This window comes from Nocardia sp. NPDC004123, from assembly GCF_053603795.1.
In genome coordinates this window covers 13683-33435 of the sequence record NZ_JBSGGG010000016.1, presented here as the reverse complement: position 1 = coordinate 33435, position 19753 = coordinate 13683, and the positions used below count along the sequence as shown (strand labels likewise).

At 69.0% G+C, this 19753-nt stretch carries 20 protein-coding genes; 6 read left to right on the top strand and 14 right to left on the bottom strand.

The window, feature by feature from the left end:
* Window positions 1–47: 47 nt before the first annotated feature.
* A complete protein-coding gene (locus ACWEQQ_RS23625) occupies window positions 48–524 on the top strand; it encodes a transcriptional regulator (protein ID WP_452342474.1) in 477 nt (158 codons plus the stop codon).
* A gap of 47 nt (window positions 525–571) precedes the next feature.
* A complete protein-coding gene (locus ACWEQQ_RS23620) occupies window positions 572–937 on the top strand; it encodes a DUF3817 domain-containing protein (protein WP_452342556.1) in 366 nt (121 codons plus the stop codon).
* A gap of 190 nt (window positions 938–1127) precedes the next feature.
* Here the strand turns inward: ACWEQQ_RS23620 and ACWEQQ_RS23615 are convergent, their stop codons facing one another.
* The 10 genes from ACWEQQ_RS23615 to clpS form a co-directional block, all read right to left on the bottom strand.
* On the bottom strand, window positions 1128–1736 hold the full coding sequence (locus ACWEQQ_RS23615; protein WP_452349703.1) for a non-canonical purine NTP pyrophosphatase: 609 nt from the start codon (window positions 1734–1736) through the stop codon (window positions 1128–1130).
* On the bottom strand, window positions 1733–2503 hold the full coding sequence (gene rph / locus ACWEQQ_RS23610) for a ribonuclease PH (RefSeq protein ID WP_452342472.1): 771 nt from the start codon (window positions 2501–2503) through the stop codon (window positions 1733–1735). Before rph ends, ACWEQQ_RS23615 begins: the two co-directional genes overlap by 4 nt.
* A 72-nt stretch (window positions 2504–2575) precedes the next feature.
* Complete coding sequence (locus tag ACWEQQ_RS23605) at window positions 2576–3340, bottom strand: cyclic nucleotide-degrading phosphodiesterase (protein ID WP_452342555.1); 765 nt, start codon at window positions 3338–3340, stop codon at window positions 2576–2578.
* A gap of 68 nt (window positions 3341–3408) precedes the next feature.
* Window positions 3409–4113 (bottom strand): rhomboid family intramembrane serine protease, encoded by a 705-nt coding sequence (locus ACWEQQ_RS23600; RefSeq protein WP_452342471.1) that lies wholly within the window; start codon window positions 4111–4113, stop codon window positions 3409–3411.
* A gap of 88 nt (window positions 4114–4201) precedes the next feature.
* Window positions 4202–5164 carry a cysteine synthase gene (locus ACWEQQ_RS23595; protein ID WP_433564876.1) on the bottom strand — a complete coding sequence of 321 codons (963 nt, stop codon included), beginning with the start codon at window positions 5162–5164 and terminating at the stop codon, window positions 4202–4204.
* 2 nt (window positions 5165–5166) lie between these two features.
* Window positions 5167–5445 carry a MoaD/ThiS family protein gene (locus ACWEQQ_RS23590; RefSeq protein WP_452342470.1) on the bottom strand — a complete coding sequence of 93 codons (279 nt, stop codon included), beginning with the start codon at window positions 5443–5445 and terminating at the stop codon, window positions 5167–5169.
* 50 nt (window positions 5446–5495) lie between these two features.
* Window positions 5496–5927: a M67 family metallopeptidase gene (locus ACWEQQ_RS23585; RefSeq protein ID WP_354850204.1), complete on the bottom strand. Its 432-nt coding sequence runs from the start codon at window positions 5925–5927 to the stop codon at window positions 5496–5498.
* A gap of 115 nt (window positions 5928–6042) precedes the next feature.
* A complete protein-coding gene (locus ACWEQQ_RS23580; protein WP_452349702.1) occupies window positions 6043–7110 on the bottom strand; it encodes a P1 family peptidase in 1068 nt (355 codons plus the stop codon).
* A 33-nt stretch (window positions 7111–7143) separates the two neighbouring features.
* On the bottom strand, window positions 7144–7713 hold the full coding sequence (gene aosR, locus ACWEQQ_RS23575) for an oxidative stress transcriptional regulator AosR (protein WP_364621944.1): 570 nt from the start codon (window positions 7711–7713) through the stop codon (window positions 7144–7146).
* 22 nt (window positions 7714–7735) lie between these two features.
* The gene (gene clpS / locus ACWEQQ_RS23570) at window positions 7736–8092 is read right to left on the bottom strand and encodes an ATP-dependent Clp protease adapter ClpS (RefSeq protein ID WP_379387882.1); all 357 of its coding nucleotides are present in this window, start codon (window positions 8090–8092) and stop codon (window positions 7736–7738) included.
* Window positions 8093–8229: 137 nt separating this feature from the next.
* Between clpS and ACWEQQ_RS23565 the strand changes: the two genes are divergently transcribed.
* Complete coding sequence (locus ACWEQQ_RS23565) at window positions 8230–9540, top strand: nicotinate phosphoribosyltransferase (protein WP_452349842.1); 1311 nt, start codon at window positions 8230–8232, stop codon at window positions 9538–9540.
* Here ACWEQQ_RS23565 and ACWEQQ_RS23560 read toward each other — a convergent pair.
* On the bottom strand, window positions 9470–9703 hold the full coding sequence (locus ACWEQQ_RS23560) for a hypothetical protein (RefSeq protein WP_452349701.1): 234 nt from the start codon (window positions 9701–9703) through the stop codon (window positions 9470–9472). The two genes, ACWEQQ_RS23565 and ACWEQQ_RS23560, sit on opposite strands and share 71 nt — an antisense overlap.
* A 157-nt stretch (window positions 9704–9860) precedes the next feature.
* On the opposite strand from ACWEQQ_RS23560, the gene ACWEQQ_RS23555 reads away from it, so the two are divergent.
* Complete coding sequence (locus ACWEQQ_RS23555) at window positions 9861–10430, top strand: isochorismatase family protein (RefSeq protein WP_452342468.1); 570 nt, start codon at window positions 9861–9863, stop codon at window positions 10428–10430.
* Between the two features lie 115 nt (window positions 10431–10545).
* Complete coding sequence (locus tag ACWEQQ_RS23550; protein WP_452349700.1) at window positions 10546–12597, top strand: ATP-dependent DNA helicase; 2052 nt, start codon at window positions 10546–10548, stop codon at window positions 12595–12597.
* A 158-nt stretch (window positions 12598–12755) separates the two neighbouring features.
* Here ACWEQQ_RS23550 and ACWEQQ_RS23545 read toward each other — a convergent pair whose 3' ends face one another.
* Entirely contained in the window at window positions 12756–13274 is a 519-nt protein-coding gene (locus ACWEQQ_RS23545; RefSeq protein WP_452349699.1) for a DoxX family protein, read from the bottom strand.
* A 164-nt stretch (window positions 13275–13438) separates the two neighbouring features.
* On the bottom strand, window positions 13439–14800 hold the full coding sequence (locus ACWEQQ_RS23540; RefSeq protein WP_452342465.1) for an NCS2 family permease: 1362 nt from the start codon (window positions 14798–14800) through the stop codon (window positions 13439–13441).
* Between the two features lie 270 nt (window positions 14801–15070).
* Here ACWEQQ_RS23540 and ACWEQQ_RS23535 point away from each other — a divergent pair, with 270 nt between their 5' ends.
* Complete coding sequence (locus ACWEQQ_RS23535; protein ID WP_452349698.1) at window positions 15071–17125, top strand: AMP-binding protein; 2055 nt, start codon at window positions 15071–15073, stop codon at window positions 17123–17125.
* 3 nt (window positions 17126–17128) lie between these two features.
* On the opposite strand, the gene glgP is transcribed toward ACWEQQ_RS23535, so the two are convergent.
* Window positions 17129–19696, bottom strand: coding sequence for an alpha-glucan family phosphorylase (gene glgP / locus ACWEQQ_RS23530; protein WP_452349697.1), 2568 nt, complete (start codon window positions 19694–19696; stop codon window positions 17129–17131).
* Between the last annotated feature and the right edge of the window lie 57 nt (window positions 19697–19753).

The window sequence follows — 19753 nt, the reverse complement described above, 5'->3', positions numbered from 1 at the left end:
CTGCTGTTACCCACCTCCTACTACGCAGTGCGTAGTCCCCAGGTACCGTGGAGTGCGTGTCCGCTCCCCATCGCCGCCCGGCTCTGATCGTGTTCGTGGTCGTGGCGTTCGCGGCATGCCTGGGGCTGGGCTACTGGCAGTGGACCCGTTTCGAGTCCGGCGGCGGCACCTATCAGAATCTCGGCTACGCGCTGCAATGGCCGTTGTTCGCCGGATTCGTGGTGTGGGCCTATGTCCGATTCGTGCGCCTGGAGCAGGAAGCCGAGCAGGACGACGCTCCGGTGTCCGAACCGGATGCCGCCTCCACGCCGGCCGGCGCCCCCGCCGACCGGCCGCGCCGGCCGAAACCCACGGCGCCGCGCGAAATCCCGGCGGGCCTGCTGCCGGAGCGCCCGAAAGCCGCCCGGGACGAGGATCCCGAGCTCGCCGAATACAACAGGTACCTGGCCGATCTGCACGCCCGCGACATGGACGACAGGGTTCGTGACGCCGGTCTGCACCACACCGAGAGGAGCGCCGGTTGAGCACCCGCGACAACTCCGCACCATCCCCCGTCGCCGGTGACACCACGCTGGCACCCCGCCCACTCGGCGCCGCCGCGCCCGCGAAGATCCGCGGCGCGCTGACCCGCTACCGCGCCCTGGCCTACATCACCGGTGTCTGGCTGCTGGTGCTGTGCGGTGAGATGGTCTACAAGTACCTCATCCTCGACGACAGCAGCACCGCCCCGCACTGGCTGTTCTACATCGGCCAGGTGCACGGCATCTTCTACATGATCTACCTGGTCTTCACCATCGACCTCGGCATCAAGGCCCGCTGGAAGCCCGCCACCACGGCCCTGACCTGCATCGCGGGCACGATTCCGTTCCTGTCCTTCGTCTTCGAGCACTACCGCACCCGCGAGGTCAGAGCTCTCACCGCCTCTCCGGGACTCTAGCGGGGGGCTCGGGAGGCGTTGACTGTCGCGCACCCGTGCCGGCGGTCGGGTGCCGAAACCATCTCGGACGTACCCGGGGAGTTACCCCGAACGGCACGAGATCACTTGCCGACCTCTCGATCGAGCTACACGCGAATGTCCGAACGGGGTTCGGGACCAGGTCCCGAACCCCGTTCGCGTCCACGGGAATTCAGTTGCCGGCGAGGGCAGCCAGCGCCGGGAGGAGCTGACGCAGAGCGCGGCCGCGGTGCGAGGCGGCATCCTTCTCGGCCGGGGTGAGCTGGGCGGAGGAGACGTCGCCGCCGTCCGGGAAGAACAGCGGGTCGTAGCCGAAACCGCCGTCGCCCACCGGCTTCCGGCCGATCACACCCGGCCATTCGCCGCGCACGACCTCCTCGACGCCGTCGGCGACCAGGGCGCAGGCGGAGACGAAGCGGGCGCCGCGGCGCTCGTCGGGGACGTCGCCGAGCTGGGCCAGCAGCAGTGTGTTGTTGGCCCCGTCATTGCCGTGGGTACCGGACCAGCGCGCCGACAGCACGCCGGGCATGCCATTGAGCGCATCCACCTCGAGACCGGAATCGTCTGCGACGCAAGGCAATCCGGTGGCTGCGAAACCGTCACGGGCCTTGGCGACGGCATTGCCCTCGAAGGTGGCGGCGGTCTCGGGGGCCTCGTCGTAGGGCGGCACGTCGTTCAGCCCGACGACCTCGATGCCCGCGATACCGGCCTCATCCAGGATGCGGCGCAGCTCGTTCAGCTTCTTGGCATTGCGGCTGGCGACCAGGACGCGGCGGGTCATCGCTTCTTGGACTCTCCGGGCTCCGGCAGTACGCCCGGGTAGGGCAGCGCGAGGGCGGCCTTCTGCACCACGAACAGCTGCTCACAGCCCGCCAGCGCGGAGTCGAGCAGCTTGTCCAGGGTGGAGCGCGGGAAGGTGGCGCCCTCGCCGGTGCCCTGGATCTCCACCAGGGTGCCGGTGTCGGTGGCGACCACGTTCATGTCGACCTCGGCGCGCGAATCCTCCTCGTACGGCAGGTCGAGCCGCACCCGGCCGTCGACCACGCCGACGCTCACCGCGGCGATGGCGCAGGAGATCGGTTGCGGGTCGGCCAGTTTCCCGGCCGCCCCCAGGTAGGTGATGGCGTCCGAGAGCGCGACGTACGCGCCGGTGATGGCGGCGGTGCGGGTGCCGCCGTCGGCCTGCAGCACATCACAGTCCACCGCGATGGTGTTCTCGCCGATGGCCGACAGGTCGATGCAGGCGCGCAGCGAACGGCCGATCAGTCGCGAGATCTCCTGGGTGCGGCCACCGACCTTGCCCTTCACCGACTCTCGTCCCGAGCGGGTGTGCGTCGCGGCGGGCAGCATGGCGTATTCGGCCGTCAGCCAGCCCAATCCGGACTCGCGCCGCCACGGCGGCACCCCGTCGGTGACGCTCGCGGTGCACATCACCCGCGTCTGCCCGAACTCCACCAGCACGGACCCCGCCGGGTGCGTGGTGAAACCGCGGGTGATCCGTACGTCGCGGAGTTCGTCATCCGCCCTGCCATCGGCTCGTTTCGACACGGCCCTCAGCGTAGTGGCCCATGATCCGCTGTCGCCCGCGCCCCGCTGAATAGCGTCGGCGCGTGGCGAAGATCAGATGTCGAAGACCTCGCCCGGGGAGACCGCGTGCACGGGACCGCTGAAAACCGCCTTGGCTTCGGCGATGACGTCCTCGCGGGAGGTCCACGGGGGAATGTGGGTGAGGAGAAGTTCGCCGACACCGGCCTGGGCGGCGATCAGGCCCGCCTCGTGGCCGGAGAGGTGGATGCCCGGCGGGCGGTTGGCCGGGTCGTGGGTCCAGGAGGCCTCGGAGAGCAGAACGTCTGCGCCGCTGGCCAACTCGAAGACCTCGTCGCACAGGGCGGTGTCGCCGGTGTAGACGAGGGTGCGGCCGGCGGCGGTGGAGATGCGCAGGCCGTAGGACTCCGGCGGGTGGTACATGCGGCGGGCCTCGACGGTGTGGCCGGGGCCGAAGGGCGACGGAACGTCCGCCTGCCAGACCCGCATGTCGATCACGTCGGACCAGTCGTCGGTCTCGCCGCCGATCTCCGCCGAGGCGTTGCCGATTCGCAGCGCGCTGTCGGTGGGGCCGTAGACGACGGCCTTACCCGTGGGCGGATTGGGGTGGTAGCGGCGCCACACCAGCAGGCCCGGCAAATCCAGGCAGTGGTCGGCGTGCAGGTGGGTCAGGAAGATGTCGACCTCACCCGGATCCAGGTGGCGCTGCAGCGCGCCGAGTACCCCGGGGCCGAAATCGATGACGGTCGGTGTCATATCCGGGCCGGTCAGCAGGTAACCCGACGCCGGGGAATCCGGGCCGGACACGCTGCCCGAGCACCCGAGGACGGTGAGGCGCATTCCCCCATGCTGCCACGCTGCATTCTCACTCAAGGAGGGATCCCCCAAATCGCCGACCGCGTCCAGCGTCACCCCTGCGACGCGAGACGGCCGGCGTCAGCCCCACGACGATGACGACGTTCATTCCCAGAGAGTACCCATCCGGCAACCACTCCACCTATCGCCCCGAAAAGATGTCCTTGCCAAGAGATTTCCGGGTTGCCGGGCAGAACGCCCCACAGGATCGAACCGTAGAGCACCGCCACCGCGACTCCGACCGCGATCTGCAACACATTTCGCGCGAACCAGCCCCAGCAGATCAGATATGTGAGCCAGCCGAACACCAGCACCGAGGCGCCGACCGACACACTGTGCGGCGGCGCCGTGAACCACTGGCCCACCCCGGCGATCACCCAGATGATGGCCGTCGCCGTCAGCCCCCGCCCGATCCCGGTCAGCAGGGTGAGCAGCCCGAGCACGATCACCGGCAGCGTGTTCCCGAACAGATGCCCCCAATTGGCATGCAGCACAGGCGCGAACAGAATGCCGGCCAGCCCGTCCTCGCTGCGCGGCTTCACCCCCGCCTGATCCAGCTCGTTGTTCGTGAGGCTGTTGACCCCCTCCACGAGATACAGCAACGCTGTGAATCCCAGGGTCAGCGCAATGGCGCGCTGCCACAGCAACTTCAGAGCACCATTCCCGTCCGACCCGCCCGCCGGCTTCGCCAGCTGCCCCCGCAACCGCGCGATCCGATCCGGATCGAACGACGCGCCCATCCCGCTCCCGCCGCTCATAGCAAGACCTCCTAGCCGCCCTGCCCCGAGCCTACCGCCGCACCGAGTCGGACCGCCTCGGGGAAATCCCCGAGGCGCCGGGGCCGAGTCAGGCCCAGAGCTGGCCGTCGAGCTTCTCCTCGGCCTCTTCGAGGGTGCCGTCGTAGGCGCCGGTGGAGAGATATTTCCAGCCGCCGTCGGCGACGATGAAGGCGATGTCGGCGCGCTTGCCGGCCTGCTGGGCCTTCTTGGCGACGCCGAGGGCGGCGTGCAGGATGGCGCCGGTGGAGATGCCCGCGAAAATGCCCTCTTCGAGGATCAATTCGCGGGTGCGGCGGACGGCGTCGTAGGGGCCGACCGAGAAGCGGGAGGTCAGGACGGACTCGTCGTAGAGCTCGGGGACGAAGCCCTCCTCGAGATTGCGCAGGCCGTAGACCAGTTCGCCGTAGCGCGGCTCGGCGGCGACGATGTCGATGCCGGGGACCTTTTCACGCAGGAAGCGGCCGGTGCCCATGAGCGTGCCGGTGGTGCCCAGACCCGCCACGAAGTGCGTGATCTCGGGCAGGTCGGCGAGGATCTCGGGGCCGGTGGTCTCGTAGTGCGCCAGCGAGTTGGCCGGATTGCCGTACTGGTAGAGCATCACCCAGTCCGGATTCTCCGCGGCGATCTGCTTGGCCAGCGCCACAGCCTGATTGGAGCCGCCCTCGGCCGGGGAGTCGATGATCTCGGCGCCGAACATGGTGAGCAGCTGCCGCCGCTCCACCGAGGTGTTCTCCGGCATCACGCACACCAGGCGATAGCCCTTGAGCTTGGCCGCCATGGCCAGCGAGATACCGGTATTGCCGCTGGTGGGTTCGAGAATCGTGCAGCCGGGCGTGAGCCGCCCGTCGGCCTCGGCCTGCTCGATCATGCGCAGCGCCGGGCGGTCCTTGATGGATCCGGTCGGGTTGCGGTCCTCGAGCTTGGCCCACAGCCGCACGTGCTCGTCACCGTCCCACTGCGGGGACAGGTTCTTCAACCCCACCAGCGGGGTGTTGCCCAGTGTCGCGATCAGCGACTCGTAGCGCGCCACGATTAGCGCGCGCCGCCGGCGACCGCCGGGAGGATGGTGACGGTGCCGTGCTCGGGCACCTCGGCCTCGAGCCCGCCGCTGAAGCGGACATCCTCGTCGTCGACATAGATGTTGACGTAGCGGTTGAGCTTGCCGTCCTTGAGCAGCTTCGCCTCCAGGCCCGGGTAGTTGGCCTCCAGGTCGGCGATGAGGGCGGCCAGGGTCGCGCCCTGGGCCTGAACCCGCTTCTCGCCCTTGGTGATCGGGCGCATGATGGTCGGGATGGACACGGTGACCGGCATGAGGGGGACTCCTTGTGTTGTTCCGGCGGGCGGGATGCGGTGAAAGTCGTTCAGGCGTCGGCGGATTCGCTATAAGCGGCGACGATTTCGACGGGCTCCTCGGTGACCTCGCCCTCGAGGATCCGATAGCTGCGCAGGTCGTGCCGCTCCGGATCGCGGGTGGAGATCAGCACGTAGTGGGCATTGGGCTCGGACGCGAAGGCGATGTCGGTGCGGCTCGGGTACGCCTCGGTGGCGGTGTGCGAGTGGTAGATGACCACCGGCTCCTCGTCGGCGGCATCCATCTCCCGCCACAGCCGCAGCTGCTCACCCGAGTCGAACTCGTAGAAGGTGGGCGAGCGCGCGGCATTGATCATGGGGATGAACCGCTCGGGCCGATCGGAGCCCTCGGGACCGGCGATGACACCGCACGCCTCGTCGGGGTGGTCGGCGCGCGCGTGCGCGACCATCGCCTCCACGAGGTCGGCCCTGATCACCAGCACAGTCGCATCCTTCCGCTCGACGCCCGCGGCCGAACGGCCGAAACGCTGTCGTCAACAGGTGAGACTAGGCGGCTATTCCCGATGAACCCGGTCACACCCCGGCGCCCCGCACCCGTCACGGCGGCGACCCGAACAGGTCACGGTAGGCGGGGATGCCCGCCACCGAGGTCGCCGACAGGATCGCGTCCACGATCGCGCGCTCCACGCAGACCGCCGCCGCCGTGCACAGCTGGTCCAGGATCAGCAGATCAGCGGGGAAGGCCGGAGGCATCGGAAGCGCCGGCGGCTGCGCGGCGGTGCCGGTGGACAGCGCGAACAGGGTGTCGCCGTCCAGCGGCGAATGCGCCGGCCGGATGGCCCGGGCCAGTCCGTCGTGCGCGGTCGCGGCCAGCCGCTTGCAGGCCGCGGGATCCAGCGCCGCGTCGGTCGCGACCACGCCGATGGTGGTGTTGAGCACGGTTCCCTTCACCGCGAGGGCATTCGCGGCCGCCAGCTGTTCGGCGGTGGCCGGGCGCAATCCGAAATGCTCCGGGCCGTCGGTGCCCGCGCCCCACGGCAATCCGGTGCGCGGGTCGAAGACCGAGCCGACCGGATTGGCCACGATCACCGCGCCGACGGTGATGCCCGCCGCCGGGCCGTCGGTGAAACGCACACTGGCCGTGCCGATCCCGCCCTTGATCGACCCCGCCCGCGCGCCCACGCCCGCACCGACCGACCCGCGCTCGAACGCCGGGTCCGCGGCCTCCGCCGCCAGGAAACCGAAATCGGCGTCGGGCCGAATGTTCCACGCCCCCACCGGAAGATCGAAGATGACCGCCGCGGGCACGATCGGCACCACGCGGGACGGGTCGGCCGGATCCATCGGGATGCCCTCCCGGTGCTCCTCCAGCCAGCGCATGACGCCGTCGGCCGCGGCCAGCCCGTAGGCGCTGCCGCCGGTGAGCAGGATCGCATTCACCTGCCGCACAGTGTTTCCCGGGTCCAGCAGGTCGGTCTCGCGGGTGCCCGGACCGCCGCCCCGCACGTCCACCGCAGCCACGGCCCCGTCCGGCACCCGCGCCACCGTGCAGCCGGTGGCCGCGCCCGACCCGAGGGTGGCGTTCGCATCCAGCACGTGGTGCTGACCGACCAGGACGCCGTCGACGTCGGTGATCGAATTACGTGGTCCCGCACCACTGTTCACGGCAGTTCCTCCTCGGTGGCCACGTCCGCTGCCCTAGGGCGCGAGCGCCTGGATCAGTGAGTCCTGCATCCAGGTGAGCCAGTGGTAGACCTCGAGGCTCGGCCCCCGCGGATCGTCGTCCGGGAAATGGTCGGGCGTGTCGGTGGTGATGTCCAGAGCCGTGCCGAGGGCCAGCCGCACGTCGTTGAGCGCGGTGAGCCAGGCGTGCGCCTGTTCCTGGCTGATGATGATCTTGCCGCCCTGCGGCGGCAGCGTTTCCAGGATGACCAGCCCGGCAGCCACCTTGGACTCGATGATCTCCGGCTCGTGCAGGCTGCGCAGGGCGCTGTTGAGGCCGGCGCGCTCGGCGTCGGGGGAACCCGGTTCGGGGCGATGGAAGTCCGGCAGCAGCCGGGCCAGCCGCGGATCATCGGGCGGCTCGGTGTTGCCCGTCTGTAGCCCGGTCAGCTCCGCGAGGTCGTCCTCGGGCGCCGAACGGGCCCGATCGGTGAGCAGTCCGGTGACGGCCCCGACCAGCGAACGCAATACCTCCGCCTCGTGGGCGTCCATTTCCGAACGCAGTTTCGGCCCGCCCAGGGAGGTCTTTCTGCTCCACTTCCGCACGGGGTTACCGTAGTCGTCCTGTTCACTCGTCACGTTGCATGGTGGCCCACAGCCCGGCCGCGTGCAGCCGTTGGACGTCGTGCTCCATCTTGTCGCGCGAGCCGGCGGACACCACGGCCTTGCCATCGTTGTGGACCTTCAACATCAGCTCGGTTGCCTTGCCTTTGCTGTAGCCGAAGAGCTTCTGGAAGATGTAGGTCACGTAGTGCATGAGGTTGACCGGATCGTCCCATACGACGGTCACCCACGGCCGGTCCTCGGCCTCCAGAATCTCGGAATATTCAATGGCCTCCGGTGTCGCCTGTGCCGCCGACATAGTCACGTTGACGCCCGCCGGACCGGCGGCGACCCGGACAACGTCCTGATTACACAGACCCATAACAACCAGGGTACGACCTGAGAACACAGAAACAACAGCCCGCGCGACACGCCGTCCCGACGTGGACGTGAGATCGATGCCCGGGCGTGGCGCACGGTCGGTGGTACGGCCGTCGATGTGCTTAGAGTGTTCCCGTGATGATCGCGGACGGACTGACCAGTACGGCCTTGCTGACCGACCAGTACGAGCTCACCATGCTGTCGGCAGCGCTGGCCGACGGTTCGGCCCAGCGGCAGTGCACCTTCGAAGTATTCGCTCGCAGGTTGCCGAACGGCCGGCGCTACGGTGTGGTCGCGGGGACCGGGCGGTTGCTGACGGCCCTGAGCGAATTCCGTTTCGGCGAACCCGAACTCGCGGTCGCCGGGCGTTTCCTGGACAACCGCACCCTGGAGTGGCTGCGCGACTACCGCTTCCGCGGCGACATCGACGGCTACCGCGAGGGCGAGCTCTACTTCCCCGGCTCACCGATCGTCACGGTGCGCGGCACCTTCGCCGAATGCGTGCTGCTGGAAACCCTCATCCTGTCCATCTACAACCACGACAGCGCCATCGCCGCCGCGGCCGCCCGCATGGTGAGCGCCGCCGGCGGCCGCCGCATGATCGAAATGGGTTCGCGCCGAACACACGAACTCGCCGCCCCCGCCAGCGCCCGCGCCGCCTACCTGGCCGGTTTCGACGCCACCTCCAATCTGGAGGCGGCCCGCAGCTACGGTGTCCCCAGCGGCGGCACCAGCGCACACGCCTTCACCCTGCTGCACAGCGGCGCGGACGGCGCGCACGAGGCGGCCGCCTTCCGCAGCCAGGTCGAGGCACTGGGCGTGGGCACCACGCTGCTCGTCGACACCTTCGACATCACCCGCGGGGTGGCCGCCGCCATCGAGGTGGCCGGGCCCGAATTGGGCGGTGTACGCATCGATTCCGGTGATCTGGGTGTGCTGGCCCGGCAGGTGCGCGAGCAGCTCGACGCGCTGGGCGCGGTGCGCACCCGCATCGTGGTGTCCGGTGACCTGGACGAATACGCCATCGCCGCGCTGCGCGCCGAACCGGTCGACGTCTACGGCGTCGGCACCTCGCTGGTCACCGGCTCCGGCGCGCCGACCGCGGGCATGGTCTACAAGCTGGTCGAGGTGGAGGGCATCCCGGTGGCGAAACGCAGCTCCCACAAGGAGTCTCGCGGCGGCACCAAGCGCGCGGTCCGGCTGGCGCGGCGCACCGGCACCATCGTCGAGGAAATCGTCTACCCCGCCGCCGCGGCCCGCCCCGACCCGGACGGCTTCGACATCCGCGACGTCCAGGTCCCGCTGGTCCGGAACGGCGAGGTGCTGACCGGCCAGCCCACCCTGGCGCAGAGCCGGGAGCTGGTGGCCAAGAGCCTGATCAGCCTTCCCTGGGAGGGCCTGAAGCTGTCGGCTGGCGAACCCGCGATTCCGACGACGTTTCTGAGCTGACCCGCCACCACAGCCCCGCCGCGATCACCGCGGCGGGCGCGGCGAACAGGGCCGTGCGCACCAGCGCGCCCAGCAAGTCATCGGCCTCGAACGAGATCTCGTGCCACGCCAGATTCGCCACCACACTGGCGAGCTCGAACGCCACGAAGAACCGCAGGGCCATCAGTGCGGCACTTTTCATCATTTCCCCCGTTACATTTCGTCTCGGCCCACGATGGAGCGACCGATGCTGCCGTGGACCGGCCGGGCGCCGGGCGGCACAATGCAATACGAGCGGCGCGCCGTTGTGGTTCAGCCGCCGATTCCCGGGAGGTCCGCGCATGAGCCGAGCCCTGATCGTCGTCGACGTCCAGAACGATTTCTGTGAAGGCGGATCACTGGCCGTCGCGGGCGGCGCGGCCGTGGCCGAGCGCATCACCGAATACCTGGGCGTCTCCGACTACACCGCCATCGTCGCCACCCGCGACTTCCACATCGACCCGGGCGCGCACTTCTCCGAGCAGCCCGACTACGTCGACACCTGGCCCCCGCACTGCCGCGTCGGCACCCCCGGCGCCGACTTCCATCCCAGCCTGAACACCGGGCCCATCCAGGAGATCTTCTCCAAAGGCGCTTACACCGCGGCCTATTCGGGCTTCGAGGGCACCGCCACCGACGGCTCGACCACCCTCGCCGACTGGCTGCGCGCCCACGCCATCGACGCCGTCGACGTCTGCGGCATCGCCACCGACCACTGCGTCCGCGCCACCGCCCTGGATGCCCGCGCCGCAGGCTTCGACACCCGGGTCCTCCTCGGCCTCACCGCCGCCGTCTCCCCCGTGACCCTGGCCACCGCCCTGGACAAACTTCGTGCCTCCGGCGTCGAACTGGCCGGAACACTGGAGAACTGACCCAGTACCCGGGCGGGTGCGAAGTCCTGCCCCTGATCGGCGGAAATCGGTCCTGCTGGGCGGCCCGCAGAGGTTTGCGCGAGGGTTGTCGGGGCGGCGCAGTAATCTGGCCGCCGTGCCCGAACTGCCTCCCGTCCCGAAGCTGTTGGCCACCGCTGTGCAGGCGTTGGGGGGTAGGGAGCGCAAGGGGCAGCAGACGATGTCGGCGGCTGTCGCGCACGCCATCGACACCGGCGAGCATCTGGCGGTGCAGGCGGGGACGGGTACCGGGAAGTCCCTGGCGTATCTGGTGCCGAGCCTGCGACACGCGGTGCGGACCGGGCGGACCGTGGTGGTGTCGACCGCGACCATCGCGTTGCAGCGGCAGCTGGTGGACCGGGATCTGCCGCGGCTGGCCGATGCGCTCGCGACGCCGCTGGGTCGGGTGCCGCAGTTCGCGATTCTCAAGGGGCGCAACAACTATCTGTGCCTGAACAAGATCAACAGCGCGATTCCGGAGGAGCCGGAGGCCGAACTCTTCGACGCCTTCGCCATTTCCAAGCTGGGCCGCGAGGTGCAGCGGCTGAACGAGTGGGTGTCCGACACCGAGACCGGCGACCGCGACGAGCTCGCCCCCGGCGTCAGCGATCGAGCCTGGCGGCAGGTCAGCGTGAGCTCCCGGGAATGCCTGGGCAAGTCGCGCTGCCCGTTCGGGCAGGACTGCTTCGCCGAGAAGGCCCGCGCCGAATCCGGGCAGGCCGACGTGGTGGTCACCAACCACGCACTGCTGGCCATCGACGCCATCAGCGGCATCCAGGTGCTGCCCGAACACGATGTGGTGGTCGTCGACGAGGCACACGAGCTGGTGGACCGGGTGACCGGTGTGGCCACCGCCGAACTGTCCACCGCGGCCATCAGCGCCGCGGCCAAGCGATGCACGAAACTCATCGACGAGCAGGAGGTGGACCGGCTCGAGGGTGCGGCCGAGGCCTGGCACGAGCTGCTCGACGACCTGCAGCCCGGACGCTGGGACCGGATGCCGGACGGCGCGGCCCCCGTGCTCGCGCTCATCCGCGACGCGGCCTGGAACGCGCGCACCGCCCTGGCGCCGCAGGGCGGAAGTTCCGCCACCGGCGACCCGGAATCCGCGGCGGCCCGCAATCAGGCGCTGGCGGCCGTCGAGGAGGTGCACGACGCGGCGGTGCGGGTGCTGACCACCTTCGAGGAGTCCGATCCCGCCGCGCACCGCGATGTCATCTGGCTGGCGTCGGAGGATGTGCGCGGAGTCGCGCGCCGCACGCTGCACATGGCCCCGCTGTCGGTGGGCGGGCTGCTGCGCAGCCGCCTGTTCGGCACGGCCACCGTGGTTCTCACCTCGGCGACGCTGCAGATCGGCGGTTCGTTCGACAATCTGGCGGTGACCTGGGGCCTGCCGCCGCAGTCCTCGGCGACCGTGGACCCGGCACTGGCCACCGGCGCCGAGGCCCCGTCGGACGAGAAGACGCTGCGCTGGAATTCGGTCGACGTGGGTTCGCCCTTCGACCACGCCAAGTCCGGAATCCTTTATGTGGCAAAGCATTTGCCCGCGCCGGGACGGGACGGGCTGCCGCAGTCGTACCTGGACGAGATCGAACGCCTCATCCGCGCGGCGGGCGGGCGCACCCTCGGGCTGTTCTCGTCCATGCGAGCGGCCAAGGCTGCCACCGAAATTCTGCGGGAGCGTCTCGACACCCCCATCCTGTGCCAGGGTGACGACGCCACCGGCGCCCTTGTCCGGAAATTCGCCGAGGACCCGGAAATCTCCCTCTTCGGGACACTTTCACTGTGGCAGGGCGTGGACGTTCCCGGCCCGTCGCTGAGTCTGGTGATCCTGGACCGGATTCCGTTCCCGCGCCCGGACGACCCGCTGCTGGTGGCGCGTCAGCGCGCGGTGGAATCGCGAGGTGGCAATGGATTCCTGTCGGTCGCGGCCAATCATGCGGCACTGCTGCTGGCACAGGGAACGGGCCGTTTGCTGCGCAGTGTGGACGATCGCGGCGTTATCGCAATTCTGGATTCGAGACTGGCGACGGCGCGCTATGGCGGTTATCTCCGAGCATCATTACCACCATATTGGGAAACATCCGATCCCCAAGTTGTGACAAAAGCTCTCGAAAGACTGACAAATAGTGTCGCGCAAATGAAATGAGCTTGTGAGAACAGTCACAGGGGTGGTCCCTACTTCCGATCAGAAGTAAATTGGCTTTCGATACTCCGGTGAACCCCCAATTCCCACATCGGATGTGTCCGTCGTCCCCGCGCCAAGCCCTGCACGCGGCGCGGGGACACCGAAACTTTCTTCCCGTCCTACTTCACCGCGAGGGTGACGAGCGCGGCCACCACACCCAGCGCGACCGCCCCGGCGCCCCAGACCAGACCCTGGCGCTGCCACGGGCGGCCGGAGTCCAGCGACAGCCGGCCCGGCCCCGCGAAGGCGAAGGCGGCGGCTGCCACGGCGTACACCGCCGGCAGCTCCCACATCGCGAATCCGCCACCCCAGGTGGCGTGCACGGCATTGATCATGGTGCCCAGCGCGATGGCGCCGGCCAGCGGCGTCAGCAGGCCCAGCATCAGCAGTAGCCCGCCGGTGAGCTCGCTCAGGCCGGCCAGGGTGGCGAAGAACTTGCCCGGGTCGTAGCCCATGCCCTGGAAGCCCTGCGCGGTCGCGTCCAGGCCGTAGCCATTGAACCAGCCGAACAGCTTCTGCGCGCCGTGCACGGCCAGTCCGCCGCCGAAGCCCAGCCGGGCGACCAGCAGGCCGATATCGGTGCCGCCGAGGCCGTTCGAGGCGGTGGCTCGGGCGGTGGCGTTCACGGTTGCGGTCATGTCGGGGGTCCTCGTCTCTCGGGTCTGTACGGCTCGGCGGCGATCCTATCCGGACCGTGGTCCGTTTTGCAGCCTACAGCAGGCCCCCAACGAGACCGGGCGCGAGGCTATTCCGCCTCGCGCCCCCGGAAAGGGATTTCAGGGCCGGCCCCTGAGAGTCGGCTCTACTTGGCCAGGTACCAGAAGTAGTAGAGGAACACGGCCATCAGCGCCCACATGACCGGATGCACCTCGCGCGCACGCTTCTTGGCCACCATGACGATCGGGTAGAACAGCAGACCCATGGCGATGCCGTTCGCGATCGAGTAGGTCAGCGGCATCATGATCACGGTGATGAACGCCGGGACCGCGTATTCCAGCCTGTTCCACTCGATTTCGCCCAGCGCCCGGGACATGAGCACGCCGACCACGATGAGCGCGGGCGCGGTCACGGCCGACACATCGGCGAAGGTGGCGAAGATCGGGAAGAAGAACAGGGCGATCAGGAACCAACCGGCCGTGGTGACCGCGGTGAGGCCGGTGCGGCCGCCCGCCGAGACACCCGCGGTGGATTCGACATACGCGGTGGTCGAGGAGGTGCCGATGATCGCGCCCGCGGCGGTGCCGACCGAGTCGGCGGCCAGCGCCTGGCCCGCGCGGTCCAGTTTGCCGTCCTTGGTGAGCAGCCCGGCCTGGTTGGCGACGCCGATCAAGGTGCCGGAAGCGTCGAAGAAGTCGACGAACAGCATGGTCAGCACGACGACCACCATTTTCCCGGTGAAGGCGTCGGGCAGGTGGATGATGGCTTGACCGAAGGTCTGATCCAGCCCGTGCGGCATGGCGGCGACCGAATTCGGCAGCTGCACCAGGCCGGTGACGATGCCTACCACGGTGGTGCAGAGGATGCCGTAGAGCACCGCGCCGTGCCAGCCGAGCGTCAGGAAGACGACGGTCACGACCAGGCCGAAGAGCGCCAGCAGGGTGGTGCCGTGATGGAAATTGCCCAGGTGCACGAGCGTGGCCGGGTCGGAGGTGACGATGCCCGCGCTCTTGAGACCCAGGAACGCCACGAAAAGGCCGATGCCAGCGCCGACCGCGAGCTTCATCTGCATGGGGATGGCTTCGATGATCTTCTCGCGCACCTTGGTGACAGCGAGGACGAAGAACACCACACCGGAGATGAGGGTGCCCGAAAGTGCTTGCTGCCACGGGATTCCCATGTGCAGGACGACCGTGTAGGCGAAGAAGGCGTTGAGGCCCATGCCCGGCGCGAGCGCGACCGGATACTTGGCCCACAGGCCCATGACCAGGGTGCCGAAGATGGCGGCGACGGCGGTCGCGGTGAAGACGGCCTGGAACGGCATGCCCTTGTCACCGAGGTCGCCGTGGTCGCCCAGGATCCGCGGGTTCACGGCGAGCACATACGACATGGCGAGGAACGTGATGGTTCCCGCCATGACCTCGCGCTTGAAGGTGGATCCGTGTTCGCTGATGCCGAAGTACGCGTCGACGCGCCCCTTGGTACGCGTGAGGACGTCGGTGGTCATGTGGGGTGTCTCCAGTCGGCGGGAGGGTAGAAGGCTGCCGTGGGCACCGTACTGGTCCGGATGGCACGATCTGTCACTGACCCCGCGAATTGTGGGCAATCACACCTGCCTGAGCGTTGTATTTCCGGTGCCGCCAGCGCAATTTGTCGGCTATTTAAATAACTACCGGCCGGTAATTTGAGAGTCTTGACCCCTATTGCCTGGAACGTTACAAATACGTATTCCGCCGGAGGTGTTCAGGGGAACCGGCCAGGCAGAAGTAGTACGCCAGTGGTAACCGATGTCATCGACGCGGTCGCGGACTTCGCGATCGACCGCCAAGCGATCTGGGATGTCCTGGTCGACCCGCAGACCTACCCCCGGCTATTTCCTGGAATCGGCGCATGCGAACAACTCGACACCGTCGATACGCATCCCACGCTGAATATGCGCGTCGGCGGCAATGGCATCGAAATCCGGGTGCTGCGAGTGCAACTGCACCTCACCCGCGCGGGCGAGAGCTTCGAGCTGCACTGCCCCGAACAGGGCAGCTTCGCGACCGTGCGCCTGCGCGGCGACACCCAGCACACCCGGATCCACGTCACCTACTTCAAGGCCGGGCTGGTGCATCCGCTGCCCGCGCAGCTGCCGAACTCGGCGGTGGTGGCCTGGACGGTGGCCGGGCTCCGGCGGGTCGGCGACCTGGTCCAGGGCACGCCGTCCTCGCTCATCGTCAATGGCGAGGATTCGCGGATGCGGCTGCAGGCCGGGGTGGTCAAGCGGATGGTGGCCTCCGGCGTGGTGCGCACCTACCGGCCGGATGTGGGTCTGCGGCAGATCGGCGGACTGGCCAAGTGGGGCTTCAGCCTGGCCGGCGGCTACGCGGCGGGGGCCGCGCACTCGCCCCAGCGGCCGGCCGTCATCGACGACCGGTATTCCAGCACCTTCGACCAATTGCACTCGCGCACTAGCGCTCTGGCGGGAGCCTTCGCCGCGCTGGGGTTCGGGCCCGGCACCGCGATCGGGCTGTTGTGCCGCAATCACACCGGCATGGTCGAGTGCATGGTGGCGGCGGGCAAGTCGGGGGCGGACGCGGTGCTGCTCAATACCGGGCTGCCCGCCCGGCAGGTCGAGGAGATCGTGGAGCGGCATCGGCTGTCGGCGCTGTTCGCGGACAGTGAATTCGAGCATCTGGTCCGGTATCTGCCCACCGAGCTGCCGCGCTTCACCACCGACGACGCCGCAGCGGATCCCGGGCGCACCACCATCGAGGAACTCATCGCCATGCGCCAGGAGCCGCCGCGCAAGCCGCCGCGGCCGGGCCGGCTGGTGGTGCTCACCTCGGGGACCAGCGGCATGCCGAAGGGCGCGCGGCGGCCGCATCCCAAGGGTTTCGGGACCGTGGCGGCGCTGCTGTCGCGAATTCCGTTCGGCACCAACGAGACCATGTTCATTCCGGCCCCGCTGTTCCACACCTGGGGGCTGGGGGCCCTGCAGATCTCCACGGCCGTCCGGGCGACGGTGCTGCTGGGTGACCGCTTCGACGCCGAGGACTGCCTGCGCCGCATCGCCGAGCTCAAGGTGACGGCGTTGATCGTGGTGCCGATCATGGTGAACCGGATCCTGGACCTGCCCACGGATGTTCGCGCCCGCTACGACCTGTCGAGCCTGCGCATCGTGGCCAGCTGCGGGGCGCCGCTGGCCGGCGCGACGGTGCTGGCGTTCCTCGATGCCTTCGGCGAGATCCTCTACAACGTGTACGGCTCCACCGAGGTGTCGTGGGCCTCCATCGCCGATCCGGCGGATCTGCGCGTGTCCCCCACCACCGCGGGGCGACCGCCGCTGGGCACGAAACTCGCGGTGCTGGGCCCGGATCGGCGTCCGGTGCCGGTGGGGGCGACCGGGCGCATCTTCGTCGGCAATCACATGCTGTTCGACGGCTACACCGACGCCACCCCGCCCGACGAGGCCGACGGCATGCTCGATACCGGCGACATCGGCTACCTGGACGCGTCCGGCAAGCTGTTCGTGGCCGGCCGCGACGACGAGATGATCATCTCCGGCGGCGAGAACGTCTTCCCGCGCGCCGTCGAGGAGGCCCTCTCCCATCTGCCGCAGGTGAGCGAGGTCGCCGTGGTGGGCGTCCCGGATCACGAATTCGGCCAGCGCCTGGCCGCTTTCGTGGTCAAACGCCCCGGCTCCGGCCTCGACTCCGACATGGTCCGCAACTACATCCGCCACCGCGTCAGCCGCTTCTCCGTCCCCCGCGACGTCACGTTCCTGGATGCGTTGCCCCGCAACCCCACCGGGAAGATTCTCAAACGGACGCTGATCGCGCCCACCTGATCGTCAGGGGCTGGGCGTGGCGATCAGGCCGAGTTCGGCGTCCGTGGCGAGGAGCGGGTGGTGCGGCAGGATGCGGATCGTGTATCCGACCGCACCGGACAGCGGGACCGGCGTCTGGATGGTGAAAATGTCGGTGCCGGAATCGGTTCCGGCATGGCGCATGGGGAAGGTGTGGACGTCGGTCAGGTCGTCGGTGGGTGAGACCCGGCCGAGCACGGCCTGCACGCTGACGTCGGCGGGGGTCAGGCCGCCGAGGTCGATGCGGGCGCGCAGATCCAGATCCGCGCCGATGACCGGGGTGTCGGGCAGGCCGGAGCTGTCCACCTGCAGGACTTTGACCGTGGGCCAGGCGGATTCGACGCGGCGGCGGTACACCGACAGGTCCTGTGCGCCCTTGAAGTCGTTGGCGGACACCGCTTCATAGGCCGCGGCGGCGGGCGTGTAGTAGTCGACGGCGTAGTCGCGGACCATGCGGGAGGCCAGCACCTTCGGGCCCAGCGTCCGCAAGGTGTGGCGGACCATTTCCATCCAGCGGGCCGGCAGGTCGTCGTGATCGCGGTCGTAGAAGCGCGGCAGCACAGCGCGTTCCAGCAGGTCGTAGAGGGCCGACGCCTCCAGGTCGTCGCGGCGATGCTCGTCGCGGACGCCGTCGGCGGTGGGGATGGACCAGCCGTTCTCGCCGTCGTACATCTCGTCCCACCAGCCGTCGCGGACGGACAGGTTGAGACCGCCGTTGAGGGCCGACTTCATACCGGAGGTGCCGCAGGCCTCGAGCGGGCGCAGCGGATTGTTGAGCCAGACGTCGCAGCCCCAGTACAGGTAGCGGGCCATGGACATGTCGTAGTCGGGCAGGAAGACGATGCGGTGGCGCACGGCCGGATCGTCGGCGAAGCGGACCACCTGCTGGATGAGCGCCTTGCCGCCCTCGTCGGCCGGATGGGATTTGCCGGCGACCACCAGCTGCACCGGATGCTCCGGATGGAGCAGCATGGCGCGCAGGCGTTCCGGATCGCGCAGCATCAGGGTGAGGCGCTTGTAGGTGGGGACGCGCCGGGCGAAGCCGACGGTCAGCACGTCCGGGTCGAAAACCTCGTCGATCCAGCCGAGTTCGGCGCTGGCGGCGCCGCGTTCGAGCCACGAGTTGCGCAGCCGGCGGCGCACCTCGTCGACCAGGATGCCGCGCAGCGCATTCCGGGTGGACCACAGTTCACGCAGGTCCACATCGCACAGCCGCTCCCAGCCGCGGGCCTCCTCGACCAGTTCATCGCCGATGAGTTCGCGGGCCTTGTCGATCCATTCGCGCGCGGCCCAGGTGGGGGCGTGCACGCCATTGGTGACCGAGCCGATCGGGACCTCGCTCGCGTCGAAGCCCGGCCACAGCGGCGCGAACATGGCGCGACTGACCTCGCCGTGCAGCTTCGACACGCCGTTGGCGCGCTGGGCCAGGCGCAGGCCGAGGTGGGCCATGTTGAACACCGACGGATCGGCCTCCCGCCCCATGGCCAGGATGCGGTCCACGGAAACGCCCGGCAGCACCGGTGATTCCCGTTCGCCGTGCGCGCCGCCGAAGTACCGGCGCACCAGGGAGCCGGCGAACCGGTCGATGCCCGCGGGGACCGGGGTGTGGGTGGTGAAGACGGTGCCGGCGCGGACCGCGGCCAACGCGGAGTCGAAATCCATTCCGGCGGCCATGAATTCGCGGATGCGCTCGATGCCGAGGAATCCGGCGTGGCCCTCGTTCATGTGGAAGACGTCGGGATCGGGCAGGCCGTTGGCGCGGGTGTAGGCGCGCACCGCCCGGACGCCGCCGATGCCGGCCAGGATCTCCTGCTTGATGCGGTGGTCCTGATCGCCGCCGTAGAGCCGGTCGGTGACGGCCCGCAGTTCCGGGTCGTTGTCGGCGATATCGGAGTCCAGGAGCAGCAGGGGAATCCGGCCCACCTGGGCGATCCACACCCGGGCCCGCAGCACCCGCCCCTCGGGCATGGCCACGTGCACGAGCACCGGCGCGCCGCCGTCAGTGAGCAGCCGGAGCGGTAGTCCCATCGGGTCCAGGGCCGGATAGTGCTCGGCCTGCCAGCCGTCGGCGGTCAGGGACTGCCGGAAATAGCCGGAGCGGTACAGCAATCCGACGCCGATGAGCGGCAGGCCCATATCCGAGGCGGCCTTGAGGTGGTCGCCCGCCAGAATCCCGAGCCCGCCCGAATAGTTGGGCAGCACCTCGGTGACGCCGAACTCCATGGAGAAGTAGGCGATCCCCCGCGGCCCGCGCTGCTGCTTCTGGAACCAGCGCGGGCGGTCCAGATAATCCTGCAGATCGGCCGCCGCGGCATCGACCCGCCGCACGTAGGTCTCGTCCCCGGCCAGCTCGTCGAGCCGGGCCGCGGGTACCTCCCCCAACATCCGAACGGGATCGTGCCCGACCTCGGTCCACAGCCGGGGATCCAGCTCCGCGAAAACATCCTGGGTAGGCCCGTGCCACGACCAGCGCAAATTGGTCGCCAGCTCGGTCAATGCGGACAACCGCTCCGGCAGATGGGCACGAACGGTGAATCGACGCAATGCCTTCACAGTGCTTATTCTGCCCTCCGCTTCGCTGGGGGCCGGTTCGCGGCCCCCAGGTCTCGA